Genomic DNA, 25,938 nt, shown 5'->3' with positions numbered 1-25,938 from the left:
TCCTCACCCCCCAGGAGTCGTTGTCATGGCTGTGCAGGTTGTCCGTTTCGAATATCAGAACACCGTCCAATGGGGACGTATTCACAATCAGCGCATCACGCCCGTTCCTGGGCAATACGCGACAACCGGCGAGTTCATCCGGCAAGTCAGCATCGAGCAGTTGCGCGACCTGAAGAGCCCGACACTCGACCTCAATCAAGTGCGGCTGCTCTCCCCGGTCACCCGCAACCAGCAGTTTGTCTGTCAGGGTGCCAACTACCGTCAGCACATGATCGAGTCCGGGATGGATCCGGACGCCAAGTCGTACAACATGATGTTCACCAAGGCAGCCAGTTGCATTTGCCCGGCCGACAGCGACCTGATCAAGCCACGCCATGTACGTTTTCTCGACTACGAGATTGAACTGGGCCTGGTCATGCGCAGCGACATCAACGGCCCGGTCCAGGTTGACGACAGCAATCTGCACCAGTTCGTGGCCGGGCTGGTCATCGTCAATGACTATTCGGCGCGGGACATCCAGATTCCGCAGATGCAGTTCTACAAAGGCAAAAGTTTCCGCACCTTCGGCCCGGTCGGGCCTTATTTGTGTCTGTTGGAAGCCAACCAGATGCACTACCTCAAGGCCTTGCAGCTGCGCCTGACCGTCAACGACCAACTGCGACAAGACGACAATACCGCGAACATGGTTTACACCCCTGCGCAGACCCTGACAGAACTGTCTGCCGTGCAAGACCTCGCGGCCGGAGACCTGATTGCCACAGGCACTCCGGCCGGCTGTGCGCTGGCCATTCCATCACCCGCCACCCAGCGCATTGCCGCCCTGCTGCCCGAGGCCCTCAAGTGGAAACTGTTTCTGAAGGCCCAGGCCCGTCGCGAGCGCTACCTCAAGCCGGGCGACAGGGTCGAGGCGAGAATCCATAGCGCGGACGGCATTGTCGATCTGGGAGTCCAACGCAATCTTGTCGTCGAGCAAGACTGATCAGAAGCTGTGATTCAACTGCAGCCCGAGGCCGTTGACCGTGTTCTGGTAGGTGGCGCTGTAACCCGGACGCAGCCCACCCTGGGACGTGTCCTGTGAAACCTTCACCGGATCTTCGTGGATGTAGCCGTATCCTAGATCCAGAGAGGTCTGATCGGTCATCTGCCAGTTCAGGCCAACCGTGAAAATCTTCCGGTCTCCCGTTGGTGCACGGGTGGACGTGTACTGATTGGGCATCGGCGTCGGCTCATAGGCGATCCCGCCGCGAACCTTCCATTGCTTGTTCAGGCGATAGGCCATGCCGGTGGAGAACGACCAGGTATCACGCCACTTCAGGGTTTCGAGGATCGTATCGAAAGGGCCATAGGCCTGTGGCACGCCGGAGTTCAGTACCCTCAATTCCTGCACACGGCTCCAGCGACTCCACAACGCGCCGGCGGAGACATCCAGCCGATCATTGATGCGCCAGGTCGCCGAGGCATCGACCGTCTCCGGTGAAGTGAAATCCAAGCTCGCATCATATTTACCGTTGAGCCCTGGCAGCCCCAGCCCCGGGATCGGTGCCAGCAATCCATTGGCACCTGAGACCTTGGTCTTTCCGCTCAGCTTGTAATCGACTCTGGAGTGATAGGTGAGCCCCAGGGTCAGGTCGTCGAGCGGGTCGAACAGGATGCCCAGACTGAAGCCCATGGCCGTGTCGTCGCCGGTGACTTTGACAGTTCCGTCGCCCTGCCCGCCCACCGCGCTGTTGGCGATCTTGCTTTCGAGCAGCCCGTCGATGCGGTTGATCGTCGGCCCAAACCCCACAGACAGTCGATCATTGATCCGGTAACTGACCGTCGGCTGCAAGGTGACGACCTTCACCTGAGTCTGCGAGCTGCGGTAGCGTCCCTGGAAGTTGCTCTCGTAGTCCGTGCTCCCGCCAAACGGGGCGTAAACCCCGAAACCCACGTGCCAGTCCTCGTTGAGTTGCAGCGTGTAGAAGCCCGATGGCACGACGATCGGATCAGGCACCATGTTGCCGTGCGAAGTGCCCGACACCGTGGTATTGACCTGGCTGATGCGCGAACTGACATCGATGAAGCTGAGACCGCCACTGACGTGTTCACCCGTCAGGCGGGACATGCCGGCGGGGTTGCCGTAAACGATGGAGGCGTCCTGAACATCAGAAGCCCGACCGGAATAAGCCTTGCCTCCCGAGCTGATGCTCTGTTCGTTGATTTGCAGGCCGTTGGCCAGGAGTTGAGTGGAGGTGAGGCAAAGCCCCAGCACACAAAGCTGATTTCTTATTGTCATGATTTGGCTCTTGTTATTTTTTTTGGTGGGCGCGAACACCCAAGGCACGCGGATGGATCGTTGGATTCAATGATGTGAAGCGTCGCCGGCCTTCCATGGCGACGGGTTAGCTCAGCGTTTGCGCATCCGCTCGGCCAGCGCACCGATCGGTCGGGTCATGCTGCGTCGCAAGCGTTGAGAGAAGGATTCGCCCTCATAGACCGGCGCCGGGGTAACCACTTCATTGGGCTGGCTGTACTGCGGAAACAGACTGAGTGCGTGGGCACGGTTGATGCCATGCATGATCGCCGGCGACCACATCTCCAGGCTTTCCAGCGTCCGGCACTGCAGCGCCGTGGCGGGAGCCGGGGCGAAGGGATAGTCACTGCCGAAAAGAATGTGTGACGGTTCCACCAGTTCCTTGAGCGCCGCCATGGAATAAGGTGATGGCGACAACGCCGTGTCGAAGTAAAAGCGACGGATGTAGGTCATGACCCCTTGCGGCGCGTGTTGCTGAAATTCCGGCAACATGTTGGCCAGCGAAACACGCCAGGCCACAAACGGCAGGAAGCCGCCGGAGTGGGACAGAATCCAGCGAATGCCGGGATAGCGCTCCATGGTCCCGCTGAGGATCAGATTGACCGCCGCGCGAGTGGTATCGCAGAGAAACTCGATGAGAAATCCCGGGGTCTGCAGACCGATGCTTTCGCTGGTCTGGTGCATGTTGGGATGGATGAATACCACGGCTTTTCGGCGGTCGAGTTCGGCCATCAGTTCGTCGAAGCGCGGATCACCCAGAAACACCCCGTCGGTGCTGCCCAGCAAAACAATGCCCTCGGCCTTGAGTACGTCCAGCGCGTGAATGGCTTCACGGCAGGCGGCCTCGGTGAACGGCATCGGCAGCACCGCGAAGTTGCCGAAGCGGCTCGGGTAGCGCGTGCGCATCTGCGCGGCGAACTCGTTGCAGCGTCGCGCCAGCTCGCTGGCTTGTTGGACCCCGTCACCGAAGTGGACGCCGGGCGCAGACAGCGAGGTGATCGCCCGTTCGATGCCGTTCGCATCCATCACCTCAATGGATTTTTCCGGGGTCCAGTCTGGCAGCGGCGCTCCCGCAACGGAGTGCAGCCCTCTGGCATTCATCGCATCGACGAATGCGGGGGGAATGATGTGATGGTGGACATCGATACGGCCTTGCTTGATTGACATGCTGACTCTCTTGTTTGGGCTTCGACCGAGCGCCTGCGGCCATTGGGTAAAGGGCTGTGCTCGGTGGGCGTACAACTTTCGAGATCAATATTGAACATTTGTGTTCAATCATGTCAATGATCGGCAAACGCTGATTTGCTTTATTTTGAACGCGCTTGTTCAATGTCCGGAATCTCTCCGTTGGAGCTCATTGCTTTGAAACTCAGTCCCGTGCAGAAGCGCATCCATGAAGCTGCGATCCGGCTGTTTGTCGAGAAACGTGTCGAAGAGGTCAATGTCAGCGAACTGGCACAGATCGCCGGGGTAGCGCGCGGCACGATCTACAACAACCTCAACTCGGTGGAGACGCTGTTCGAAGATGTCGCCAGCCAGCTCAGTGCCGAAATGAACGACAGGGCCGCGCGCAGTACAGATCCCCATGCGTCCCCTGCCGTCCGCCTGGCCACCGGTATCCGCCTGTATATCCGCCGCGCCCATGAAGAGCCGCACTGGGGAGCCTTCATCGTGCGCTACGGGGCCAGCAATGAGACGTTGCAACAGATGTGGAGCGGTCCGCCCATGCACGATGTGCTCAGCGGCCTGAGCAGTGAGCAATACAGCTTTCGACAGGAGCAACTGCCTTCGGTAATGGCGATGATCGGAGGTGGCGTACTGGGGGCCACGATGCTGGTACTTCAGGGTCACAAGACCTGGCGCGACGCGGGTTCCGATATGGCCGAATTCGTACTCAGGGCGCTCGGCGTGCCGGCCGATGAAGCGCGCGGCATCGCTACTCAGGATCTGCCCCTTCTCGCAGCCTGATGTCCTCCGCTGATTTTTCTTGAGCCAGATCCCTTGGGGAATCTGGCTTTTTTATTGCCCGCAAAAAGACAATTGAACACTGTTGTTCAATTCTAATCTTGAGTGTTAGAGTCTGCCGCAAGCACTGACCCACCGCCCGGGTCGTAGTGCCTTACGCCAGGAACTGACAATGAACAATAAAGAACCTCTTCCTGCCCTGACCTCGCGAACGGTACAAGTGGGTCGTCGGCAGATTTTCATCAGCGAAACGGGCGTCGGCCATCCCCTGCTGATGCTTCACGGTGGCGGAGCGGGAGCCTCGGGGCTCTCCAACTACTCGCGCAATATCGAATCGCTTGCCGGGCAGTTCCGGGTGATTGTGGTCGACATGCCCGGTTACGGCCGATCCACCAAAGGTGTGGATCGCAAGGACCCCTTCGGCGATCTGGCGGGGGCGATGCTCGGCCTGCTCGACACCCTGAACATCAGCAGCGCCCACGTGGTGGGCAACTCTTTGGGTGGTGCCTGTGCCTTGCGCATGGCGCTGGATGCACCTGGCCGGGTGTCGGCTCTGGTGCTGATGGGCCCCGGTGGCGTCAATACCACTCGCAGTCTGCCGACACCGGGTCTCAAGCTGTTGCTCGACTACTACAACGGCGAAGGCCCGACTCTGGCCAAGATCACGCGTTTTATCCGCGAGTACCTGGTGTATGACGGCAGCCAGGTCAGTGACGAGATGATCCGCGAGCGTTTCGAGGCGAGTATCGACCCGCAGGTCGTTGCGGCCCCTCCCCTGCGTCGGCCAACGGGCATTCCCCGTTTCTCGCGCTGGGACTTCACCCGCGATTCACGCCTCCAGCATTGCCAGGTTCCGACCCTGGTGCTCTGGGGCGCGGACGACAAGGTCAATCGCCCCAGCGGCGGCGAGGCGCTGCGCAGTCGCATGCCGGATTGCAACCTCTACCTGTTCAGCCGGACCGGTCATTGGGTGCAGTGGGAACGTGCGGACGAATTCAACTCCGTGACTCTGGCGTTCCTCGCCAGTCGCACCGCGCGCTGAGTTGTCGTCATGAATAATCAAGCAACGATCAGTCGGACAACGCCGGACATCTTCGGCGCCAGCAGCATGGGCTATGCATTGATCGAGTCTCGCCACCTGACGCGTTGGCGTGAGCTGCTCCAGCACGGCATCGGTCTGCACCTGGCCAGTTCGGACGAACAAACCCTGGCTTTCCGGATGGATCAGCACCAGCGGCGGATCATTATCCAGCGCGGTCCGCAGGAAGATTTTCTTGCCGTCGGCTGGCAATTACGCGACCAGTCCACCCTCGACGAAGTGCTCAAGCGCCTGCAACACCTCGGTATCGAAGCGCAACCCAGCCAACCGGAAGAAGCCGCACAACGCGGCGTGAAAAGGTTCTGGCGGGTGCTCGGTCCCAAACGCATGGCCGTCGAGCTGTTCTGGGAGCCGCTGCTGAGCGACAAGCCACTGAACATGCTCAGTGCAGGGTTCATCACCGGTTCCGCCGGGATGGGCCACCTGGCGATCACCTCGCGCAAGCCACAGCAGATGCAGCGTTTCTGGCAGGAAATATTTGATGCCAGAGCCAGCGACCACATCGTCGAGCGGATTGCCGGAGTGACCCTGGACATTGATTTCTTCCGGGTCAACGAACGTCACCACTCGATTGCCATCGCCCGCTTGCGTGGCCTGCCGATGGATCCGATTCGTACCCGCGTACAGCACATGAACCTGCTGACCACCTCGGTCAGTGAACTGACCAACGCCTATTTGCGCTGCAGGACCCTCGGTTTCGAAATGGCCCACGAAATCGGAGAGCACCCCAACGACCGTGAGCAATCGTTCTACGTGATGAGCCCCAGCGGTTTCGAGCTGGAACTGGGTTGCAACGCCAGGGTGGTCGATGAGGCTCTTTGGCGCACAACCTCCTATCAAGGCATCAGCCTTTGGGGGCATCGCCCGGAGAAAAGCGGTGCCTGGCACACGTTGACCACCAACCTGGCGAACTTCGCCCGTGGCACACGTTCGTTGCTCAAGCCCGAATATTCACCGCTGTAAGAGAGATATCGTCATGAATAACAAAAACGAGTCTGTAACGAGCGTCGACGTGATTATTTCCGGGCTTGGCCCGACGGGCGCCACGCTCGCGCATCTGCTCGGCAAGCGTGGTCTGTCGGTGCTGGTACTGGAACGTGAGCCCATGTTTTATGGCAACGCCCGGGCGGTCTATACGGACGACGAGTGCATGCGCGTCATGCAGGCGGCCGGCGTTGCCGCCGAGCTTTCAGCCAACATGCAAGTCGATACGCCCGCTCAGTGGGTGCTGGCCAACGGCAAGATCCTCGGCCAGTACTGGCGCCTCGATCGCCCTTACGGCTGGCCGATCATCAACTTCCTTTACCAGCCCTGGCTGGAAACCACGCTGAGCGATCTGCTCGAGCGCTATCCCAATGTGCGGGTTGCCCGTGGTCGTGAACTCACGCAGTTCACACAGGATGAACATGGGGTGACCGTCACCCATCAGGCCACCAGCACCTTCCGCTTCAGTGATGCGACGGATGCCCGTCAGGCCTGCGAAATCGATCCGGACCCGCAAACCATTCGCGGGCGCTATCTGGTGGGGGCTGACGGCGGCCGCAGTACGGTTCGTGAGGCCTTGGGCATCGGCATGAGCGGCAAGAACTTTCCCGAACCCTGGCTGGTGGTCGACCTGGAGATGAAGGAAGGCGAGGATGCCTTGCGTCATCTGCCCTACTTCAGCTTCATCTGCGACCCGGATTGCCCGACGGTCTGCTGTCCTCAGCCCGGTCGTTTCCATCGCTTCGAATTCATGCTGATGCCCGGCCAGACGCGCGAACAGATGGAAGACCCGACTGTGGTGCGCAACCTGATCAGCCGCTACGTCGATCCGGACAAGTTCGAGGTCAAACGCAAGTTGGTCTACACCTTTAACGCACTGGTGGCGAAGGATTGGCGCAAGGGTCGGGTTTTGATTGCCGGCGATGCTGCCCACATGACGCCGCAGTTCATGGGTCAGGGCATGAGTTCCGGTGTGCGTGACGCCTACAACCTCGCCTGGAAAATCGACGCCGTGATCAAGGGGCAAGCCGGTGAGCGGCTGCTCGACACCTATGGCAGCGAACGCTTCCACCATGCCAAGGCGATGATTGATATTTCGGTGCAGATGAAAGACTTCGTCTCGATGTCCAGCCCGGTTTCCAGCCTGATGCGCAACCTGCTGGTCAGGACCGTCCTGGCGACACCATTTCTCGGCCGCTATGTTCGCGAAGGCCGTTTCAAACCGGCCCCGACCTATGCCCCTGACAGCTATCTGGGCATGCCACGCCGCCACCGGCGCTCGCCGGAAGGCCGGATGATTCCGCAACCCGAAGTCCGCACCTTCAAGGGCCAGCGCGTATTGCTCGATGACCTGTTGGGCGACGGTTTTGCCTTGATAGGACTTGAGGTCGATCCACGCGTCCATCTGAGTCAGGCGTCCCGGAAACTGCTGGACATCCAGAACACGCGCTTCGCCACCCTCTTCCCGTTCGGCACCCGTCCGCAGGGCGCCGATACCGATCGTTCCAATACCCAAGAGTTGGTCGAACTGGAGGACGTGCAGGGCGAGATGGTCGCCTGGTTCAAACGCTCGGGGTTCTCCTGCGGAGCCGTCGCCGTGGTGCGCCCGGACAAATTCACCTTCGCCATGGTCGAGGCCGCGGATCTGGATCGGGCCATCAACGAACTCAAGTTCCAGCTGCAATGGAGCCCCGGCGCTGAAGTCGTCGCAGACGAGCCTCGACTGCTGAGGAAAATCGCATGAGCCAGTTCCCATTGAAGGTTCTGCAAGACGCCGCCGCAGCCCTGGTCAGAGCACGGGAGCAACGCGAGCCCTGTGCAAGGATCTCGTCCACTTTCGGTATCGATTCGTTGACCGGCGCCTATGCCGTGCAGGAGATCAACACCCAACGGGCCCTGGCCCAGGGGCGACGTCTGGTCGGCTGCAAAATCGGACTGACCTCGCCTGCCGTGCAACAGCAACTGGGCGTCGATCAACCGGATTTCGGCATGCTGTTCGCCGATATGGAAATCGCCGATGGCGGTGAAATCCAGATCAGTCAGTTGATCCAGCCCAAGGCCGAAGGCGAGATTGCGTTCGTTCTGGGCCGCGATCTTCCGTATGAAGATACGACCCTCGCGGAACTGCTGCGGGCGGTCGAGTACGTGGTGCCTGCGCTGGAAATCGTCGACTCGGCCATCGAGAACTGGAACATATCGCTGGTGGACACGGTGGCGGACAACGCCTCATCCGGGCTGTATGTGTTGGGTAAACAGCCGACTCCACTCGCCTCGCTGGACCTTCGGCTGGAAGGCATGCTGCTGGAAAAAAATGCCGCCACGACTTCGATCGGTGTCGGTGCCGCATGCCTCGGCAATCCGGTGGACGCCTGCCTGTGGCTGGCTCGCACCATGGCCCGGATGGGCCGGCCCTTGCAGGCCGGCGACGTGCTGCTCTCCGGCGCCCTGGGGCCGATGACGCCTGTCGTGGCCGGGGACAGTCTGCACTTGCACCTGACCCGACTTGGCCAGATCCGTTGCCGCTTCATCTGACCTGCCCGTCCTTCTGCGCCAGGCTGTCGTGGCCTGGCCAATTTGAGAGATTGCTCCCATGAGTCAAACCAAACTCAAGGTCGCCATCATCGGCTCCGGCAACATCGGCACCGACCTGATGATCAAGATTCTGCGCAACGCCAGACACCTGGAAATGGCGGTAATGGTCGGCATCGACCCAGCATCCGACGGTCTCGCCCGCGCAGAACGCATGGGCGTCGCGACCACCCACGAGGGGGTTGAAGGCCTGATCCGCATGGACGCGTTCAAGGACATCGATTTCGTCTTCGATGCCACCTCGGCTAGTGCCCATATCGAGAACGAAAAACGCCTGCGCTCGATCAAGCCGGGTATCCGCCTGATCGACCTCACTCCGGCGGCTATCGGCCCTTACTGCATTCCAGTGGTCAACCTGGAGCAAAATCTGGATCGACTCAACGTCAACATGGTCACCTGCGGTGGTCAGGCGACGATTCCAGTGGTCGCCGCAGTATCCCGTGTTGCCCGGGTTCACTACGCCGAAATCGTCGCCTCGATCGCCAGTAAATCCGCCGGCCCCGGCACCCGTGCCAACATCGATGAGTTTACGGAAACTACTTCCAGAGCCATCGAAATGGTGGGTGGGGCGTCCAAAGGCAAGGCGATCATCATCATGAACCCCGCCGAACCGCCGCTGATGATGCGTGACACGGTGTTTGTACTGTCCGAAACCGCCGATCAGGCGCAGATCGAGGCTTCCGTCGAGGAGATGGTGGCGGCCGTCCAGGCCTATGTGCCGGGCTATCGCCTGAAACAGAAGGTTCAGTTCGACGTCATTGCCGAATCGGCACCCCTGAACATTCCGGGGCTGGGACGCTTCAGCGGCCTAAAAACCTCGGTATTTCTTGAGGTTGAAGGCGCCGCCCATTACCTGCCTGCGTACGCCGGCAATCTCGATATCATGACCTCCGCTGCCTTGGCCACCGCCGAGCGCAAGGCGCAGTCGATGCTCAACGCCTGAGGGGCCCGACATGACATTCAATCCCGGCAAGAAAATCTACATCTCCGACGTCACCCTGCGCGACGGCAGCCATGCCATCCGCCATCAGTACTCGCTGCAGAATGTGCAGGACATTGCGCGCGCACTGGACAAGGCCAGGGTCGATTCGATTGAAATCGCCCACGGCGACGGCCTGCAGGGCTCGAGCTTCAACTATGGTTTCGCCGCCCATACCGACCTGGAGTGGATCGAAGCGGCGGCCGATGTCATCGAGCACGCCAAAATCACCACCCTGCTGCTGCCGGGGATCGGCACGGTGCACGACCTCAAGGCCGCCTATGACGCCGGCGCACGCGTGGTGCGCATCGCCACACACTGTACGGAAGCCGACGTTTCGAAACAGCACATTGAATATGCTCGCGAGCTGGGCATGGACACCGTCGGTTTCCTGATGATGAGCCACATGATCGCCCCCGAGCACCTGGCGGCCCAGGCCCGGCTGATGGAAAGCTACGGCGCGACCTGCGTGTACATGGCCGACTCCGGTGGCGCGATGAACATGCAGGATGTTCGCGAGCGCTTCCGGGCTTTCAAAGCCGTACTGAAACCGGAAACCGAAACCGGCATGCACGCCCACCACAACCTGTCGCTGGGCGTCGCCAACTCGATAACCGCCGTCGAGGAAGGCTGCGACCGGATCGATGCAAGTCTGGCCGGGATGGGGGCTGGTGCGGGCAATGCGCCGCTGGAAGTGTTCATCGCCGCCGCCGAACGTCTCGGCTGGAACCACGGCACCGACCTCTACACACTGCTCGACGCCGCCGACGACATCGTACGCCCGCTGCAGGATCGGCCAGTGCGGGTCGACCGTGAAACCCTGGCACTGGGTTATGCCGGCGTCTATTCAAGCTTCCTGCGCCACGCCGAAATTACCGCCGCCAGGCACGGCCTCAAGACCCTGGACATACTGGTCGAACTGGGCAGGCGTCGCATGGTTGGCGGTCAGGAAGACATGATCGTCGACGTCGCGCTGGATCTGCTCAAGCGCTGAACCACGCAACATTGCCGGCCTGCCGCCCACGCAGCGGTGGGCCGGTCCTGGATAAGCGAATGTGCCGCCCCTTGTCAGGCCAGCCCTGGTGCGCACCGGCTCACGTCGCGAGCGCGCTGCCAGCAAACACCGGGGTTAACAAAGTCATAAGCCCCGTACTCGATTTGATTTACCATCCGCAAGCGGTCCGCTCCGGCGCCGCTCAGCCCACGCCTGTATTTCGAATTTCAAATGGAAGGACCCCCGCTTCATGTCCAATATGTTGTTCCGCCCCCTCGCCTTGTCCAGCCTGTTAGTCCTCGCCAGCTGCACCACTGCAACGCCAACCGCATCGACGCCGGTCACCTCCAAGGCCATCGAAGCCTTCGTAGACATCTGCCTGAAGACCGCGCCCTCATTCGCCGGCTCTGCTGAAGCGGCCAAGCGGTTCGGCATCAATGACCTCCAGGACATGGGCTTTACGCGCATCGGCTTCACCGCGGACAAAAATCTTTCCGTGCAACTTTCCGAAAAGGAATGCGTCGTTACCACTCCGAACCAACCCGACGACAGTCTGACCCGCCAGCTGCTGAGCGCCGCGCAGACTTACTCGCAAACGCCGGTAGCAGATCGTGTGCCATCGAAGGTGCGTATCCAGGACAACAACTTTATTCTTCACCATGACCGGAACGGCGGTGAAGCGTATGTGCTGATGCGGAACAAGTAATCAGCACGTTTACTCCGCGTACGAAAAAAAACGCAAGTGGCAACCGCACTTCCGAACTGCGTAAATTCTTGGTGCTGCAGCACCGATGTTAAAGGACGAATAATCGATGGGTACATGGTCAATTCATGCATTTGGGAACGACGAAGCAGCTGATTTTGCTATTGAACTGAGCGAGTCCAGCAATCTCGATCTGATCCAGTCAGCGCTGGAGGATGTAATTGCAGCGGATGAGTATCTGGAGGCTCCCGAGGCAGACCGTGGGATAGCTGCTGCAGCGGTTTTGGCTTTGCTCAACGGCCAGGAAATCCCTGGAGCCCTTGATGAGGCGCTATCTACTTGGGTGAAGAGTCAAACGACTAAACCAAGTTCGGCTCTGCTCACCAAAGCACAAGTGGTCATTGAGCGTGTGTTATCCGAAAACTCAGAGCTCGCGGAGCTTTGGATCGAGAGTGACGAATACGAGTCTTGGCAAGACGGACTGCGCCTTATAAAAGCATCGCTAGGTCGATAGTATCGAAAAGAGGACTGACTTAACTTCTCAGAAAATAAATCAGTCCCCTTTTCTGAAACTCTTCGCGTCCCCCTCGCCCAGCATAGCAACTGAGGCTAAGCGCCCCACTGCCGCTTATAGGCCGCGACGTGCTCAGGAAAGACATCACCATAGGCTGGGTATTCAATGCCTAGAACAACCACTTCGATTTCATCCGTCTCAGAGTTAACGGAGTAGTCAGCAATAGATGCACCGAAAGCAGGAACCTCTACCCCGTCTACGCGCACTGTAAATTTGAAATGGCGCTGATCACGCTGGGTAGTAGCCCTGACCTGTTCCCGGATTGCGGAATATCCCGGGCCAGGAACAAATATACCGTGTGCAACCCCCATGGGCGGATCCCCATGCTCCAGCTCGGACCAACCGATTTGTTGTCCATTACTGAAAACCTCGAATCGGGGCATGAGTTACCTATAAAATCTGACTGAATTTCTCGCAGGGTAACTCAACAGCTTTCATAACCAAATGTCGTGAAGGCGGAAATGTCCCCCGGCAGGCCCAACCAACAATTAAAGATCTGCCGAACCAATCGGCATGCGGAAAAACACGGATGACTTCTTTCAGAAATCTTGGCTTCTGGGGCAAAGTCTGGGCCTGTACCTGGATAGCGTTCCTGCTGCTGATTTCCGCAGATTCAGGCACTGACTGGATGGATATAAGCTCATCCGGTCGCAAGCGTGTCTTCAGTCCCGGCTTTCTCGTGCTGTGCGTTTTTGTAGCGGTGATTGAGCTGATACTACTCAACCACTTCTATGGTGCAGGAATGAAGTGAGGTATTCAGGCTCGCCGACTCTCTCGTGAGTGCATATCGTGGTAAACCTCCCACGCCAAACCCAATTGCCAAGGAAGTCCAATTGCAAGACTCCAAATACCTGGAAGACCTCCGCTCCCGCTTCAACGCCGGAGAGGATCTGAACTATGTCTTTTTCTGGGGACACCAGCGCAGCAAGCACGGCGTCACTGCTTCGTGCTTCAGCCAGTGGTTCGAAGCCGAATTTGTTGTCGACGGACAACGTTATGCGACTGCCGAACATTTCATGATGGCCGAGAAGGCCGACTTGTTCGGCGATCAGGACATTCGTGCTCAAGTGCTACAGGCGCCCACTCCCAACGCAGCCAAGGCGCTTGGCCGCAAGGTGCGCGGCTTCAACGAACACGAATGGCTGGAACATCGATACGAGATTGTCGTCCGGGCCAACCGGGCCAAGTTCTCGCAAAACCCGGAACTGCATGCATTCCTCAAGGAAACCGGCTCCAGCATCATCGTCGAGGCGAGCCCGGTCGACAGCATCTGGGGCATCGGCCTCGCCCAGGACCACAAAAACGCGAGCAATCCCGAGCTGTGGCAAGGCCTGAATCTGCTGGGATTCGCGCTGATGCAGATCCGCGACGAAAAATGATTCGCCCAGGTCGCGGTGATTGACACCGCGACCGGCGCACAGAAATGCAATTGGTAACCTTACGCGGCCGCCCTCTCATGCTCGCTTTCATGGACGTAAATCCACGAAATACCCGATGGGGAGTTCTCATCAAGACGCATGAGCGCCGAGTCGACTTTTTTCTTGGTGATCCCGTCCTTGACCAGGTCGAACACCGTCAGGAAGAAGCCACCGGGTAGCGGCGTGATCGATAGATTGGTGATATGCGATTCGGGACTTCCGGCACGCTTGCCATGCAGGCCCCAGAGTCGTTCCCAGTAGTCGGCCCGTTCCATGATCTGGCCATCCGTGAGCACCACCCGAAAATCGTCCGCCAGCGCATCGTACAAGGGTTTAATGGCGCCTTCCGATTGCGAAGACATGCCGCGTGACCACGGGAAAAACAGGTTGTACCAGCGATACACCTCGGCTTCGACGAGCGCTGTTTTGTCTGAGGTTTCGAGTACTCGATTGCTTGCCATCTGCGTTCTCCTTAACAAGTAAAAAGGCGCGGGTTCTCCGTTACGCATCGAACGAACGATGCTCCGCGCCTTTCAAGATCCATCCTGAAAGCTGCGTCACCGGGCTCAGCTAAAGTGATCGTTTCCCAAGGGCTGCTGTCACTTCGCTGACCCGGATAAAAAATAGTCTTTACCCTGTTGGATAGTATTGAGAACTGACCAATGGTCAAAGATGGCCGAGCGATCGCTGTCCTCCTATCCGGGGCCAGCGACGAAGATGGCATACTCCCCTGAACCTGATCATTTCGGAGACCCTTATGCTTCGCGTGTTTGAACGCAGGCTCGATCCTTTCCCGCCCGACGAGGCGCCGCCACCGCCCGTTGGCCTGATGCGTTTTCTGTGGGCCTGCACCCGTGGTGCCCGTGGTTATGTCCTGGCGCTGGCGCTGCTCAGTGCCAGTGTGTCGATCTACGAAGCCTGGCTGTTTTCGTTTCTCGGGCAAGTGGTGGACCTGCTCTCGACCTGGCAGGCCGGAGGTGCCGCGAGCGGTGAGGAAAGCCGTGTGCTGTGGGGCATCGCCATCGTCCTGCTCACGAGTATTGGCCTGGTGGCGTTGCGCACGATGGTCCAGCACCAGATTCTGGCGATCAATTTGCCGCTGCGCCTGCGCTGGGATTTCCATCGTCTGATGCTGCGGCAAAGCCTTTCGTTCTTTTCCGACGAGTTCTCCGGCCGGGTCACGACCAAAGTGATGCAGACCGCGCTGGCGGTACGTGAAGTCCTGTTCACGATCATCGAAATCGCTCCCGGTATCGGCGTTTACTTCATTGCGATCATTGCTCTGGCCGGCGGTTTTGCCCTGAAACTGATGCTGCCGTTCATTGCCTGGGTCGCCCTGTTCGGGCTGGCGATGCTGTATTTCGTGCCGCGCCTGGGACAGGTCGGGCAGGAACAGGCCCATGCGCGCTCGTCGATGACGGGGCGAATTTCCGACGCTTACACCAACATCACCACCGTCAAACTGTTCTCGCACTCCAACCGCGAAGCGCACTTCGCGCGTGCGGCGATGGAAGATTTCAAGCTCACCGGTTTTCGCCAGATGCGTCTGGTCAGTCAGTTCGAGATCGTCAATCAGGCCCTGGTGGTCGGGCTGATCCTCGGCGCCGGCGGGTATGCTCTGTGGCTCTGGCATCAGGGGCAGGTCGGTGCGGGCGCGGTGGCCGCGATCACCGCCATGGCGTTGCGGATCAACGGCATGTCCCACTGGATCATGTGGCAGATGACCTCGCTGTTCGAAAACATCGGCACCGTGCAGGACGGCATGGCCACCCTCACCCGCGGCCCCAAGGTGCAAGACGCACCCGACGCCGGCGTGCTGGTGCCTTCCGGCGGCGCGGTGACCTTCGACAACGTGCACTTCAACTACAACGGTGAGCGTCAGGTGCTCGACGGTTTGAGCCTGCACATCCGCGCCGGGGAAAAAATCGGTCTGGTGGGCCGCTCCGGGGCCGGCAAATCGACGCTGATCAATCTTTTGCTGCGTTTCTATGACGTCGACAGCGGTACGATTCGCATCGATGGCCAGAACATTGCGCAGGTGACACAGGACAGTCTGCGCAGCGCCATCGGCATGGTCACTCAGGATACGTCGCTGCTGCACCGCTCGATCCGCGACAACATTGCCTACGGACGCCCGGACGCCACCGATGCGCAGGTTCACCGTGCAGCGGTCAACGCCCAGGCCGACGGTTTCATCAGCCAACTGAGCGATCGCCAGGGTCACACCGGTTACGACACGCTGGTCGGCGAGCGCGGCATCAAGCTGTCCGGCGGTCAGCGCCAACGTATCGCCATCGCCCGGGTGATGCTCAAGAACGCGCCGATCCTGCTGCTCGACGAGGCCACCAGTGCACTGGATTCCGAAGTCGAAGTCGCCATCCAGGAAAGTCTGGATGAAATGATGCAGGGCAAGACCGTTATTGCCATTGCGCATCGTTTGTCGACGATTGCCGCCATGGACCGGCTGATTGTCATGGACGAGGGCCGCATCATCGAACAAGGCACCCACGCCGAACTGCTGGAACGAAACGGCACCTACGCGCGGCTTTGGCAGCATCAGAGCGGCGGTTTTCTCGGTGAAGATCAAGGGCTGGATGAAGCAATGGACCGGGCATGAACCGTTCCTGCCGAACACTGAAATTTTGAGGTTTTGAATGGTATTTGCAAAAACCTGGCGAGCGCTTGCCGTCCTGACGGTCTGCCTGTCCGGCGCCCAATACGCCGAGGCCGACGCGCCGCTGCTGTACACCCTGAACGCCGCCAAGGCATTGCCCGGTGAGGGTCACAGTTGGGGCTTCGCTGCCCTGCAACCACAGAGCGCGCAACTGTTCGTGGCCCGCCGCGAAAACGGCCTGTCGGTGTTCGACGTCGAGCAGCAGAAACTGCTGAAAACCCTCCACAACTCTGCAGGCGCCAACGCCGTTGCCTTCGTGCCGGAACGCAACCGCGCCTATGTCGCCAACATGGATGGAACGCTGGGCATCGTGGCGCTGGATCGCCTGCAAGTGCTGCAACGGCTCAAGCTCGATTCGGGCAATCTCAACAATCTGGTTTACGACGCCAGCCGCGACCGGCTGATCGTCACCAGCGGCCGGCGCGGCGATCATTCGACGCTGTACCTGATCGATGCCAAGACCGATCGCCTGACCGATGTGGTGGACATTCCAGCGCAAAAACTCGACGGCCCGGTGATCCTTGAAAACGGTCAATTCATCGTCCCCATGCGCGACGAGGATAAAGTCGCCGTGCTTTCAGGGGCGAAGCTTGAACAGCAGCAATTCTGGACATTCAATGGTTGCAGCAAACCCAGCGCACTGGCCGTGGACGAACCGCGTCAGCGCCTGTTCGTGGCTTGCCGTGGCGCTGACCCGATTCTGGTGGTTGCCGACCTGAAAACCGGCAAGGCCTTGAGCACCCTGCCCATCGGCCGCGCCGTCAACGCGCTGGCCTACGATCGGGTGAAAGACCAGTTGCTGGTGCCCAGTGGCGCCGACGCCAGCCTTGCGATTGTCCAGCGCGACGATCAAGGGCAATACCAATTGCGCGGCAGCGTCGGGACCCGGCCATGGGCGCACAACATGGTGCTGGACGCCCGACGCGGTCAGGCCTACCTGTTCACCGCCGACTTCACCCAGCCGGCGCCGAGCCGGGAGCAACCCAAACCCGACCCGGCGTTTCACCCCGACACCTTCACCGTCCTGACCTACAAGGCGCAGTAAGCGTCAGGAAGCCTCGATGACCTCGGTGGCGTGTGCCTTGCGCCGCCGACGCTCGAACCACAGGTAAACCACCGGCGTGGTGTAGAGCGTCAGGATCTGCGAAACCGCCAGGCCACCGACAATCGCGATGCCCAAAGGCTGACGCAACTCCGAGCCGGCACCGTGCCCGAATGCCAGCGGCACGGCCCCGAGTAACGCGGCCAGCGACGTCATCAGAATCGGCCGCAAGCGCAACAGGCACCCTTCCCTCACCGCTTCACGCGGCGACAATCCGCGTTGCTGCGCCTGCAAGGTGAAGTCGACGATCATGATCGCGTTCTTCTTGACGATGCCGATCAGCAGAATGATCCCGATCATCCCCAGCACCGACAGTTCCTGCCCGCACAGCATCAAGGCCAGCAGCGCGCCGAAACCGGCGGACGGCAAGGTCGAGATGATCGTCAGCGGGTGGATCGCGTTTTCATACAACACGCCGAGCACGATGTAGACCGTCAGGATCGCCGCCAGAATTAGCCACGGTTGCGACTTCAGCGAATCCTGAAATGCCTGGGCCGTACCCTGAAAACTGCCCGCCACGGTGTCAGGCATGGCGACCGCCAGCGACGCCTGATTGATCGCGCTGACCGCCTCGCTCAAGGCATGCCCCGGCGCGAGATCGAACGACAGGGTAATGGCCGGGAACACGCCCTGATGGTTGATGATGATCGGCACTTGCTCGGTCTTGAGGCTGGCCAACAGGTTCAAAGGCACCAGCGCCCCGGAGCTTGCGCGAACAAACAGATGCTCAAGGGTCGCGGTGGACGTTTGCCAGCTCGGGTCCAGCTCCAGAATCACATGGTTCTGATCCAGTTGCGTGAACATGGTCGCGATCTGCCGCTGGCCGAACGCGTCGTACAGCACGTCGTCGATGGCCTGCACCGTCACGCCCAGACGCGCAGCGGTCGGACGGTCGATCACCAGCGTCGACTGAGGAATTGCCTGCTGCTGGTCAGAGGTGACGTGCTGCAATTGCGGCAAGGTCTTGAGTTTGGCCAGCAGCACCCCGCTCCAGTGATCCAGCTCGACGCTGTCCGGGTCCTGCAGGGTGTACTGATACTGGGTCTTGCTCGCCCGGCCGCCGATCTGGATGTCCTGGTTGGCCTGCATGAACACCTTGACCCCGGACAACCCGTCCAGCGCCGGCTGCAAGCGTCGGATGACCTCGGCAGCACTCGCCGTGCGCTCATTGAACGGCTTGAGGTTGATCATCACCTTGCCCTGGCTGACCGTCGGGTTCGGACCGATCCAGAAATACACCCGCGCCACTGCCGGATCCTGACCAATGATCTCCGCCGCACGGTTGACCTGGGCGCGCATGGCCGTCGGCGAAATGTCCGCCGCCGCTTCCGCCACGCCTTGAATCAGACCGTTGTCCTGCTGCGGGAAGAATCCCTTGGGAATGCCGACATACAACACCGCCGTGGCCGCCAGCGTGGCGATGGCCACCGCCATGGTGATGCGCTGATGATCGAGCACCCAGTCCAGGCTGCGCCGATAGCCGTTGTGCAACCGGTCGAACACCCGCTCGCAGGCCTGGGCGAAACGCCCCTCTTCCTGATCGGCATGGGGTTTGAGCAGCCAGGCGCAGAGCATCGGGGTGATGGTCAGCGAGACGATGCCGGACATGATGATCGCCACACTGACGGTCACCGCAAACTCTCGCATCAGACGCCCGACGATGCCGGACATCAACAGGATCGGCAGGAACACCGCAATCAACGACACTGTCATCGAGACAATGGTGAAACCCACTTCGCGCAAACCATCGACCGCCGATTGCAGGCGCGACTTGCCCATTTCCAGATGCCGGACGATGTTCTCCATCACCACGATGGCATCGTCCACCACGAATCCGACGGCAATCGCCAGGCCCATGATCGACAGGTTGTCGAGGCTGTAGCCGAGCAGATACATGACGCCGAACGTGGCCACCAGCGACAGCGGAATGGTCAGGCTGGGAATCAGCGTGGCGGTGGCCTTGCGCAGGAACACGAAGATCACCACGACCACCAGCGCAATCGACAGCAGCAAGGTGAACTGCATGTCATTGACCGACGCTTCGATGGTCTGAGTGCGGTCGCCCACCACTTGCACCTGCACGTCGCGGGGCAAGGACGCGGTCAGCTCGGGCAACTTGGCCTTGATTGTGGCGATGGTCGACAGCAGGTTGAAACCCGGTTGCTTGTGGATGTCGACGATGACCGTCGGTTCACCGCCCAGTTGCGCGGCTTGCTGGGTGTCCTCGGCCCCGGCGATGACCCGTCCCAGATCACCGAGTTTGATCGGCATGCCGTTTTTATAGGCGACGACCTGATCGCGATAGTGCTGCGGATCGAGCAACTGGTCGGTGGCGCCCAGGGTGATCGAGCGGCTCTGGCCATCGAGGGTGCCCTTGGGCTGATCCAGAGTACTGACGCCGATCACGCTGCGCACATCTTCCAGCGTCAGACCTCGTGCAGCCAGCGCATCAGGATCGATCTGCACGCGCACGGCAGGCTTCTGCTCACCATGAAAATCCACCAGCCCCACGCCGGGCATTTGCGACAGGCGCTGGGCGATGTAGTTGTCGGCGTAGCGATCCAGCTCCGGCAGCGTGCGGGTCGGCGACGTCACCGCCAGCGACAGCACGGTGCCTTCGGCCGGGTTGACCTTGTTGAAGGTCGGCGCGCTGGACATGGTCTTGGGCAGGTTCGGCGTGGCGGTGTTGATCGCAGTCTGTACGTCCTGCGCGGCACCGTCGATGTCCCGCGACAGGTCGAATTGCAGCACCACCTGGGTCTTGCCAGCGGCGCTGGAAGAGGTCATCGAAGTGACTTGCGGCACGGCGGCAAAGGCCCGTTCCAGTGGGGTTGCCACCGATGAGGCCATGGTTTCGGCGCTCGCTCCGGAGAGTTTGGCGGTGACCTGAATGGTCGGAAAATCCACCGTCGGCAGCGGCGCCACCGGCAACTGGAAGTACGCGAAAGCCCCCAGCAGCATGACGCCGAGCGCCAGCAGGCTCAGCCCCACACGCCGTTGAATCAGTCCGGCCAGCGCATTCATCGGGCGGCCTCCGCCAGATCGGCGCTGGTGTCAGTCTTTACCGGCACTACCTTCAACCCCGGTGCGACCCGCGACTGGCCCTGCACCACCACGGTTTCGCCGGCATTCAAGCCCTGACGAATCCACTGCTTGCCGTCCACCACATTGGCGGCGTCCACCAGACGCGGCTGTACCCGCTGATCGGCATCGACCACATAGACGAAATTGCCCTGACGCCCCAGTTGCACCGCATCGGCCGGCACCACGGCCACGTCGCGATGGGTCTGCACCAGCAGGCGCGCACTCACCAGTTCACCCGGCCACAGCTTGGCATCAGCGTTGTCGAACTGCGCCTTGAGCTGGATCTGCCCGCTGGCCGCCGTCACCTGGCTGTCGATGAAGCTCAGATGACCTTTGGCGATTTCCTGCTGGCCATCGCGGGTCATGGCGACCACTTGCAAGGCACCTTTGGCGTTCTCTTCGAGGATCTCCGCCAGTTCGTCCTGGGAGACAGCGAACGCAACGGAGATCGGATTCATCTGGGTGATCGTCACCAGCCCCGTCGCTTCGGCACCGTGGGCAATCGCGCCGACATCCAGCAGACGCTGGCCGGTGCGGCCGGTCAGCGGCGCCTTGACCTGAGTGAACTCCAGTTGCAGCCGCGCCGCATCCAGCGCCGCCTGGTCGGCCTGCACCGTCGCCTGTTGCGCAGCCAGTTGCGCGCGGTAAGTGTCGACGTCCTGAGTCGGGCCGGCCTTGGCCGCCGCGAGTTTGCTGGCCCGGTCGAGATTGACCCTGAGGTTCGCCAGTTGCGCCTGATCCTTGGCCAGCAGCGCCTGCGCCTGCGCGACCTGGGCCTGATAGACCCGTGGATCGATCACCGCCAACAGGCTGCCGGCGGTGACGGTCTGCCCTTCGTTGAACAGGACTTTCTGCAACTCGCCGTCCACCCTCACCCGCACATTGACGCTGTTGAGCGCCTGCACGTTGCCGATGGCACTGATCCACACCGGCAGATCCTGACGGCTGACCTTGCTCATCTGTACCGGGATCGCACCGGCATCAGTTTTCACCGGCGCAGCGTGAGCCTGTTTGATCCATTGAAAACCGCCGACGGCCACCGCCAGCGAAAGTGCCGCGACGCCCAGGAAAACGGTGCGACGACGTGGGTGCAGGACAGTCATGGATGAGTCACCTGAACAGAAGAATTGAGTGCCAGAGCGTCAGCGGAAAAATCCCCGCCCAGGGCCCGGAACAGGCCGACCGCCGCTTGAAGGTGTTGCAGACGAACCTGCAGCAGCGTGTCTTCGGCCTGATATTGCGTGCGCTCGACGATCAGCAGCGTCTGGAAGTCGGTGGAGCCGAGGCGGTAGCGAACCTGTGCCAGACGCGCCGCTTCCCGCGCCGAATCCACCGCCGAGGCGTTCAACGCGTAACTCTTGTCGAGTTCGCGGGCGGCGCTGATCTGGGTTTCGACGTCTTGCAGGGCTTCGACGATGGACTCGCGATAACTGGCGGTCAGCTCCTGAACATGAGCCTGATCGAAATGCAGTTGGCCCTTGAGTTGGCCACCGGCAAACACTGGTTGCCCGAGGGTGCCGATGACACTCCAGATCTGCCCGCCGGCGAGGGTGTCGATCCCGCCCAGCAGGTCCAGCGACAGATTCGGCAGGAACGCGGCACGGGCCACGCCGACATCGAAGTTGGCAGATTTGAGCCGCGCTTCGGCAGCCTGAATGTCTGGCCGCTGACGCAGCAGGCCGATCGGCAGACCGGTCGCCGGTTGCGGCACCTGCACGGCGCCGAGGCTGTCGCCCTGCAAATGGAAGCCCTCGGGTGGCGCACCCACCAGCACCGCCAGTTGATACAGCGCCTGATCCCGCTGCTGCCGTAGCGGCGGCATTGCCGCTTCGAAGGTCTGCATGGCGTTGCGCTGCTGGGCGACTTCGAGATTGGAAACGGCGCCCTGACTGGCCTGGATTTCCACCAGATCCAGCACCTGACGGGCATCGTCGGCGATGGACTGAGCCAGACGCAGGCGCTCTTCCAGCGACAGCACCTGAAAGTAACTGTCGGCAATGCTCGCGCTCAGGCTCATGCGCAGGGTCTGGGCATCGAACGCGGTGGCGTTGGCCAGGGCGTCGGCTGAGTCGGCCGCCGCACGTTGCTTGCCCCAGAAATCCACTTCATAGGTGGCCTCGGCAAATACGCTGCGTTTCTGCGTAGTGCCGTAGTTGTTCTGGCGCTGATAGTTGCCGCCCAGGTTCAGCGCCGGATATTGCCCGGCGCCGGTGACCTGCGCGGAGGCCCGCGCCTCGTCGATACGGCTGATCGCCGCTTTGAGGGTGAAGTTTGAGGCCAGCCCACGATCAATCAGTTGATCCAGCTCGGCGCTGTGAAACTCGCGCCACCATTGACCGCCCGCAGCGGATTGACCGCCAGAAGCCGCATTCCACTGTTGGGCCAGCGGCAACGCGGGCTGCCGATACTCGGGCACCATCGAGCAGCCACCGAGGGTCAATACGCCCAGCAGGACCAGCGTCGCTGATGATTGAAATGCAACGCGCCGTCTGCGCGCCTTGGTCTTTGGAACCGACATGAGCAAGCTGTCTCCCCGCTTGAGCCTTTGTGGAGCGATCCACGAATGCGGCGAAGATAGCGAGGGGTGCCTGCCAGAGCGTTCCCCGGCAGATAAACTTTTGTTTAGCCTTGCTCGGGCGTCGTCTGGAAGCTGTAGCCGGCGCCGGGGATGGTCCTGATCAACGAATAGTCGAAACCGTCATCGAGTTTGCGCCGCAATCGATGGATGTGTTTGTCGATGACGTTGTTGTTGGGGTCGAAATCGTAATCCCAGGCACTGTCGAGCAGCATGTCGCGGGTGACGATCTGGCCGCTGTGGCGCATGAGTTTTTCCAGCAACAGGGCTTCGCGATGCTGCAAGGCAATCACCTTGCCCCGGCGTACGGCCGTGCGTGTCGCACAATCCAGATGCAACTCGCCAACCACCAGTTGCCGCGCCGGCCCCGCGACCTGATCGCGCCCGCGCAGCAAGGCTTCGAGCCGCGCCAGCACTTCAGCGAAGGCATAAGGCTTGGCCAGATAATCATCACAACCGGCCTGCAAACCTTCGACCTTCTGCTCGGTCGAGGCCTGGGCGCTGAGCATCAGGATCGGCACCCGTACCTGCCGTGCGCGCAAGGCCTTGATCAGGCCGATACCGTCGAGGCCGGGTAGGCGCCGGTCGACGATCAACACGTCGTGGATCCCCTCCAGTGCCATGTCCAGACCGCTGTTGCCATCGCCGGCGACATCGACCACATGCCCGCTTTCGCTCAAACCGCGCAGCAGGTAAGCGGCGGTCTGGGCATCATCTTCAACCACGAGAATGCGCAAGGCACCTACTCCATCAAGCCAACCTGAACTTTTATTTATCCGGCGGGAACGTGGCGCAACCGCAGGCTTTGCCACACTATGCCATCTCTGCCTGATGATGTGAGTGGTTCAAAAGCCATGACCCATGTTCTGGTCGTCGAGGACGACTTGCCCACCCGCCGCGAAATCGAAGCGGCGCTGACGGACCACGGTTTCACCGTGAGCAGCGTCGACAATGGCCGTGAAGGCCTGTTGAAAGCCCTCGGCGAGCCGTTCGACCTGATCGTGCTCGATCGCATGCTGCCCGGCGGCCTCGACGGTCTGGGCGTACTCACCGCGTTGCGCGCCGCCAGCGTCAACACCCCGGTGCTGATCCTCAGCGCCCTGAGTGCGCTGGATGAACGGGTACGCGGCTTGCGCGCCGGGGGCGACGACTACCTGACCAAACCCTTCGAATTCATCGAGCTGACCGCCCGCCTGGACGCCTTGAACCGGCGTCGGGCCGAACCGGTGGCCGTGACTCAGGAAACCCGTCTGAAGGTCGGTAACCTGGATGTCGATCTCTTGAGCCGCACCGTGCGCCGTGGCGAACGCACCATCGATCTGGTGCCCCGTGAATACGCATTGCTCGAACATCTGGTGCGCCACGCCGATCAGGTGGTGACCCGCACCATGCTGTTCGAAGCGGTGTGGAATTACAGCTATGACGAACGCACCAACGTCATCGAAGTGCACATGAGCCGACTGCGCCGCAAGGTCGACGGCGAAGGCGAGCCGCCGATGATCCATACCATTCGTGGAGCCGGGTATGTCCTCCGTTCACCTGAGTGAAATCCCGCGCACCATCAGTTTTCGCACGGCGTTGCTGTTTCTCGGGCTGTTCGGCTGCTCGTTTCTGGCGCTGTTCGGTTACGTCTACTGGCAAACCGCGTTCTACCTGAAGACCGAAGCCGACACCGCCCTGTATCGGCAAGTGGAAAACCGCAGCGCCCAGCCGCCGGAACTGCAATTGCAGGAAATCCGCAAACACGCCCTGCAGGACGTCGAAGCGCGCCTGCCCCACAGCCTGTTCGACGCTGACGGCAAATTCATTGCCGGTGTGATCAAAGAACTGCCGCCCTTCTCCGCCTACGACAAGCCGCAGGAGTTTCGCTGGCTCAAGTCCAACGGACACCACCGACCGGTGCGCTTCATCGTGCATAAACTGGCGGACGGTAAAACGCTGCTGGTCGCCCAGGACGTTCATGACATCCGCGAATTCGACGAACTGCTGATCAACGCGCTGATTTCCGGCGGCCTGCTGCTGTTGCTGGTCGGGTTGCTCGGCGCCGTGGTGCTGGGTTATTCGGCACACCGACGACTGGACAAGGTCAGCCGCTCGATCAAAGGCATCATCGAGGGCGACTTGAAAGGACGTTTGCCGGTCAAGGGCAACAACGATGACATCGACCGTCTCGCCTCGGTGGTCAACGGCATGCTCGATGAGCTGGAGCGTTTGATGAGTGAAGTCAAAGGCGTATGCGACGACATCGCCCACGACCTGCGCACGCCCCTCACACGCCTGATCGCCGGCCTGGAACGCACCCAGCGCCGGGGTCTGGATGAAGCGCAATACGCCGCCAGCATCGATGCGGCGCTGACCGAGGCCAAAGCCTTGCTGCTGACTTTCAAGGCCCTGCTGCGCATTTCGGAAATCGAAAACAGCGCCCGGCGCAGCCACTTCGCCCCGCTGGACCTGAACCTGATCAGCGCCGATGCCGCCGAGTTGTACGAACCGCTGGCCGAAGAGCGCGGCATCAGCCTGACCATCGAAAACAGTCAGGCGCCCGCGATCATGGCCGGCGACGCACAACTGCTGTTCGACGCGCTGTGCAACCTGCTAGACAACGCCATCAAGTTCTCGCCCGACCACAGTCAGGTGCGCCTGAGCGTGATTGCCGATCATGAAACCGTGGGCATTCGCGTCACCGACAACGGCCCCGGCATTCCTCCGGCCGAGCGTGAAGCGGTGCTGCGTCGGTTGTACCGCGCGGAATCCAGCCGCCATACGCCAGGTAACGGCTTGGGCTTGAGCATGGTGTCGGCGGTCGCGCGCCTGCATGACATGCGGGTGACGGTGAACGATGCGGCGCCGGGGTGCCGGATTGATTTGCTGGGCAAGGCAACGCCGGCCAGCCATTGAAAACCGA

General features: G+C 60.8%; 23 protein-coding genes. 16 read left to right on the top strand and 7 right to left on the bottom strand.

Translation table 11 applies throughout. The features are described 5' to 3' along the window. Positions 1–25 precede the first annotated feature (25 nt). The gene (locus M5B98_RS02065; protein ID WP_248741622.1) at positions 26–979 is read left to right on the top strand and encodes a fumarylacetoacetate hydrolase family protein; all 954 of its coding nucleotides are present in this window, start codon (positions 26–28) and stop codon (positions 977–979) included. Here M5B98_RS02065 and M5B98_RS02060 read toward each other — a convergent pair whose 3' ends face one another. Together M5B98_RS02060 and M5B98_RS02055 are read right to left on the bottom strand one after the other, a co-directional pair. Next, positions 980–2,275 (bottom strand): OmpP1/FadL family transporter, encoded by a 1,296-nt coding sequence (locus M5B98_RS02060; protein ID WP_248741621.1) that lies wholly within the window; start codon positions 2,273–2,275, stop codon positions 980–982. Positions 2,276–2,386: 111 nt separating this feature from the next. Beyond that, positions 2,387–3,460: an amidohydrolase family protein gene (locus M5B98_RS02055; RefSeq protein WP_248741620.1), complete on the bottom strand. Its 1,074-nt coding sequence runs from the start codon at positions 3,458–3,460 to the stop codon at positions 2,387–2,389. 195 nt (positions 3,461–3,655) lie between these two features. Between M5B98_RS02055 and M5B98_RS02050 the strand changes: the two genes are divergently transcribed. The 11 genes from M5B98_RS02050 to M5B98_RS02000 all read left to right on the top strand — a co-directional run bounded on the left by M5B98_RS02050 (position 3,656) and on the right by M5B98_RS02000 (position 13,559). Then, a complete protein-coding gene (locus tag M5B98_RS02050) occupies positions 3,656–4,261 on the top strand; it encodes a TetR/AcrR family transcriptional regulator (protein WP_085710178.1) in 606 nt (201 codons plus the stop codon). A 169-nt stretch (positions 4,262–4,430) separates the two neighbouring features. Further along, a complete protein-coding gene (locus M5B98_RS02045) occupies positions 4,431–5,300 on the top strand; it encodes an alpha/beta hydrolase family protein (RefSeq protein WP_248741619.1) in 870 nt (289 codons plus the stop codon). Between the two features lie 9 nt (positions 5,301–5,309). Then, positions 5,310–6,320 (top strand): VOC family protein, encoded by a 1,011-nt coding sequence (locus M5B98_RS02040; protein ID WP_248741618.1) that lies wholly within the window; start codon positions 5,310–5,312, stop codon positions 6,318–6,320. 13 nt (positions 6,321–6,333) lie between these two features. Then, on the top strand, positions 6,334–8,085 hold the full coding sequence (locus M5B98_RS02035) for a bifunctional 3-(3-hydroxy-phenyl)propionate/3-hydroxycinnamic acid hydroxylase (RefSeq protein WP_248741617.1): 1,752 nt from the start codon (positions 6,334–6,336) through the stop codon (positions 8,083–8,085). After that, positions 8,082–8,873: a 2-keto-4-pentenoate hydratase gene (locus M5B98_RS02030; RefSeq protein WP_248741616.1), complete on the top strand. Its 792-nt coding sequence runs from the start codon at positions 8,082–8,084 to the stop codon at positions 8,871–8,873. Before M5B98_RS02035 ends, M5B98_RS02030 begins: the two co-directional genes overlap by 4 nt. 58 nt (positions 8,874–8,931) lie before the next feature. After that, positions 8,932–9,873, top strand: coding sequence for an acetaldehyde dehydrogenase (acetylating) (locus M5B98_RS02025; RefSeq protein WP_248741615.1), 942 nt, complete (start codon positions 8,932–8,934; stop codon positions 9,871–9,873). 10 nt (positions 9,874–9,883) lie between these two features. Then, the gene (gene dmpG / locus M5B98_RS02020; protein WP_248741614.1) at positions 9,884–10,903 is read left to right on the top strand and encodes a 4-hydroxy-2-oxovalerate aldolase; all 1,020 of its coding nucleotides are present in this window, start codon (positions 9,884–9,886) and stop codon (positions 10,901–10,903) included. Between the two features lie 250 nt (positions 10,904–11,153). Then, positions 11,154–11,609 carry a hypothetical protein gene (locus M5B98_RS02015; RefSeq protein WP_248741613.1) on the top strand — a complete coding sequence of 152 codons (456 nt, stop codon included), beginning with the start codon at positions 11,154–11,156 and terminating at the stop codon, positions 11,607–11,609. 106 nt (positions 11,610–11,715) lie between these two features. Continuing rightward, the gene (locus M5B98_RS02010; protein WP_248741612.1) at positions 11,716–12,120 is read left to right on the top strand and encodes a DUF4259 domain-containing protein; all 405 of its coding nucleotides are present in this window, start codon (positions 11,716–11,718) and stop codon (positions 12,118–12,120) included. Positions 12,121–12,709: 589 nt separating this feature from the next. Beyond that, positions 12,710–12,931, top strand: a complete 222-nt coding sequence (locus M5B98_RS02005) for a hypothetical protein (RefSeq protein WP_248741611.1) — start codon at positions 12,710–12,712, stop codon at positions 12,929–12,931. A gap of 82 nt (positions 12,932–13,013) precedes the next feature. Continuing rightward, positions 13,014–13,559: an NADAR family protein gene (locus tag M5B98_RS02000; protein ID WP_248741610.1), complete on the top strand. Its 546-nt coding sequence runs from the start codon at positions 13,014–13,016 to the stop codon at positions 13,557–13,559. Positions 13,560–13,618: 59 nt separating this feature from the next. Here the strand turns inward: M5B98_RS02000 and M5B98_RS01995 are convergent, their stop codons facing one another. Further along, positions 13,619–14,059, bottom strand: a complete 441-nt coding sequence (locus tag M5B98_RS01995) for a hypothetical protein (protein ID WP_085709877.1) — start codon at positions 14,057–14,059, stop codon at positions 13,619–13,621. 296 nt (positions 14,060–14,355) lie between these two features. Between M5B98_RS01995 and M5B98_RS01990 the strand changes: the two genes are divergently transcribed. After that, positions 14,356–16,215 carry an ABC transporter ATP-binding protein gene (locus tag M5B98_RS01990; protein ID WP_248741609.1) on the top strand — a complete coding sequence of 620 codons (1,860 nt, stop codon included), beginning with the start codon at positions 14,356–14,358 and terminating at the stop codon, positions 16,213–16,215. 37 nt (positions 16,216–16,252) lie between these two features. Continuing rightward, the gene (locus tag M5B98_RS01985) at positions 16,253–17,317 is read left to right on the top strand and encodes a YncE family protein (protein WP_248741608.1); all 1,065 of its coding nucleotides are present in this window, start codon (positions 16,253–16,255) and stop codon (positions 17,315–17,317) included. 3 nt (positions 17,318–17,320) lie between these two features. Here M5B98_RS01985 and M5B98_RS01980 read toward each other — a convergent pair whose 3' ends face one another. The 4 genes from M5B98_RS01980 to M5B98_RS01965 form a co-directional block, all read right to left on the bottom strand. Next, positions 17,321–20,398 carry an efflux RND transporter permease subunit gene (locus M5B98_RS01980; protein ID WP_248741607.1) on the bottom strand — a complete coding sequence of 1,026 codons (3,078 nt, stop codon included), beginning with the start codon at positions 20,396–20,398 and terminating at the stop codon, positions 17,321–17,323. Beyond that, entirely contained in the window at positions 20,395–21,561 is a 1,167-nt protein-coding gene (locus M5B98_RS01975) for an efflux RND transporter periplasmic adaptor subunit (protein WP_248741606.1), read from the bottom strand. The genes M5B98_RS01980 and M5B98_RS01975 overlap by 4 nt, the downstream gene beginning before the upstream one ends. Beyond that, positions 21,558–22,976, bottom strand: coding sequence for an efflux transporter outer membrane subunit (locus tag M5B98_RS01970; protein ID WP_248741605.1), 1,419 nt, complete (start codon positions 22,974–22,976; stop codon positions 21,558–21,560). The genes M5B98_RS01975 and M5B98_RS01970 overlap by 4 nt, the downstream gene beginning before the upstream one ends. Positions 22,977–23,080: 104 nt before the next feature. Next, positions 23,081–23,770, bottom strand: a complete 690-nt coding sequence (locus M5B98_RS01965) for a response regulator transcription factor (RefSeq protein ID WP_248741604.1) — start codon at positions 23,768–23,770, stop codon at positions 23,081–23,083. Positions 23,771–23,887: 117 nt separating this feature from the next. On the opposite strand from M5B98_RS01965, the gene M5B98_RS01960 reads away from it, so the two are divergent. Together M5B98_RS01960 and M5B98_RS01955 are read left to right on the top strand one after the other, a co-directional pair. Further along, positions 23,888–24,580 (top strand): response regulator transcription factor, encoded by a 693-nt coding sequence (locus M5B98_RS01960; RefSeq protein ID WP_134826845.1) that lies wholly within the window; start codon positions 23,888–23,890, stop codon positions 24,578–24,580. After that, a complete protein-coding gene (locus tag M5B98_RS01955) occupies positions 24,558–25,931 on the top strand; it encodes a sensor histidine kinase (RefSeq protein WP_248741603.1) in 1,374 nt (457 codons plus the stop codon). Before M5B98_RS01960 ends, M5B98_RS01955 begins: the two co-directional genes overlap by 23 nt. The last annotated feature ends 7 nt before the right edge of the window (positions 25,932–25,938 follow it).

It is taken from the genome of Pseudomonas sp. MWU12-3088 (assembly GCF_023242405.1).
GTDB classification, from domain to species: domain Bacteria; phylum Pseudomonadota; class Gammaproteobacteria; order Pseudomonadales; family Pseudomonadaceae; genus Aquipseudomonas; species Aquipseudomonas kribbensis.
This window is presented reverse-complemented; position numbering and strand designations above follow the sequence as displayed.

Coding starts and splice junctions, on each gene's coding strand:
- M5B98_RS01980 (WP_248741607.1), bottom strand. CDS start 20,398: ATGAATGCGCTGGCCGGACTGATTCAACGGCGTGTGGGGCTGAGCCTG.
- M5B98_RS01995 (WP_085709877.1), bottom strand. CDS start 14,059: ATGGCAAGCAATCGAGTACTCGAAACCTCAGACAAAACAGCGCTCGTC.
- M5B98_RS01955 (WP_248741603.1), top strand. CDS start 24,558: ATGTCCTCCGTTCACCTGAGTGAAATCCCGCGCACCATCAGTTTTCGC.
- M5B98_RS01990 (WP_248741609.1), top strand. CDS start 14,356: ATGCTTCGCGTGTTTGAACGCAGGCTCGATCCTTTCCCGCCCGACGAG.
- M5B98_RS01960 (WP_134826845.1), top strand. CDS start 23,888: ATGACCCATGTTCTGGTCGTCGAGGACGACTTGCCCACCCGCCGCGAA.
- M5B98_RS02030 (WP_248741616.1), top strand. CDS start 8,082: ATGAGCCAGTTCCCATTGAAGGTTCTGCAAGACGCCGCCGCAGCCCTG.
- M5B98_RS02060 (WP_248741621.1), bottom strand. CDS start 2,275: ATGACAATAAGAAATCAGCTTTGTGTGCTGGGGCTTTGCCTCACCTCC.
- M5B98_RS02040 (WP_248741618.1), top strand. CDS start 5,310: ATGAATAATCAAGCAACGATCAGTCGGACAACGCCGGACATCTTCGGC.
- M5B98_RS02005 (WP_248741611.1), top strand. CDS start 12,710: ATGACTTCTTTCAGAAATCTTGGCTTCTGGGGCAAAGTCTGGGCCTGT.
- M5B98_RS01970 (WP_248741605.1), bottom strand. CDS start 22,976: ATGTCGGTTCCAAAGACCAAGGCGCGCAGACGGCGCGTTGCATTTCAA.
- M5B98_RS01975 (WP_248741606.1), bottom strand. CDS start 21,561: ATGACTGTCCTGCACCCACGTCGTCGCACCGTTTTCCTGGGCGTCGCG.
- M5B98_RS02035 (WP_248741617.1), top strand. CDS start 6,334: ATGAATAACAAAAACGAGTCTGTAACGAGCGTCGACGTGATTATTTCC.
- M5B98_RS02015 (WP_248741613.1), top strand. CDS start 11,154: ATGTCCAATATGTTGTTCCGCCCCCTCGCCTTGTCCAGCCTGTTAGTC.
- M5B98_RS02045 (WP_248741619.1), top strand. CDS start 4,431: ATGAACAATAAAGAACCTCTTCCTGCCCTGACCTCGCGAACGGTACAA.
- M5B98_RS02055 (WP_248741620.1), bottom strand. CDS start 3,460: ATGTCAATCAAGCAAGGCCGTATCGATGTCCACCATCACATCATTCCC.
- M5B98_RS01985 (WP_248741608.1), top strand. CDS start 16,253: ATGGTATTTGCAAAAACCTGGCGAGCGCTTGCCGTCCTGACGGTCTGC.
- dmpG (WP_248741614.1), top strand. CDS start 9,884: ATGACATTCAATCCCGGCAAGAAAATCTACATCTCCGACGTCACCCTG.
- M5B98_RS02025 (WP_248741615.1), top strand. CDS start 8,932: ATGAGTCAAACCAAACTCAAGGTCGCCATCATCGGCTCCGGCAACATC.
- M5B98_RS02010 (WP_248741612.1), top strand. CDS start 11,716: ATGGGTACATGGTCAATTCATGCATTTGGGAACGACGAAGCAGCTGAT.
- M5B98_RS02065 (WP_248741622.1), top strand. CDS start 26: ATGGCTGTGCAGGTTGTCCGTTTCGAATATCAGAACACCGTCCAATGG.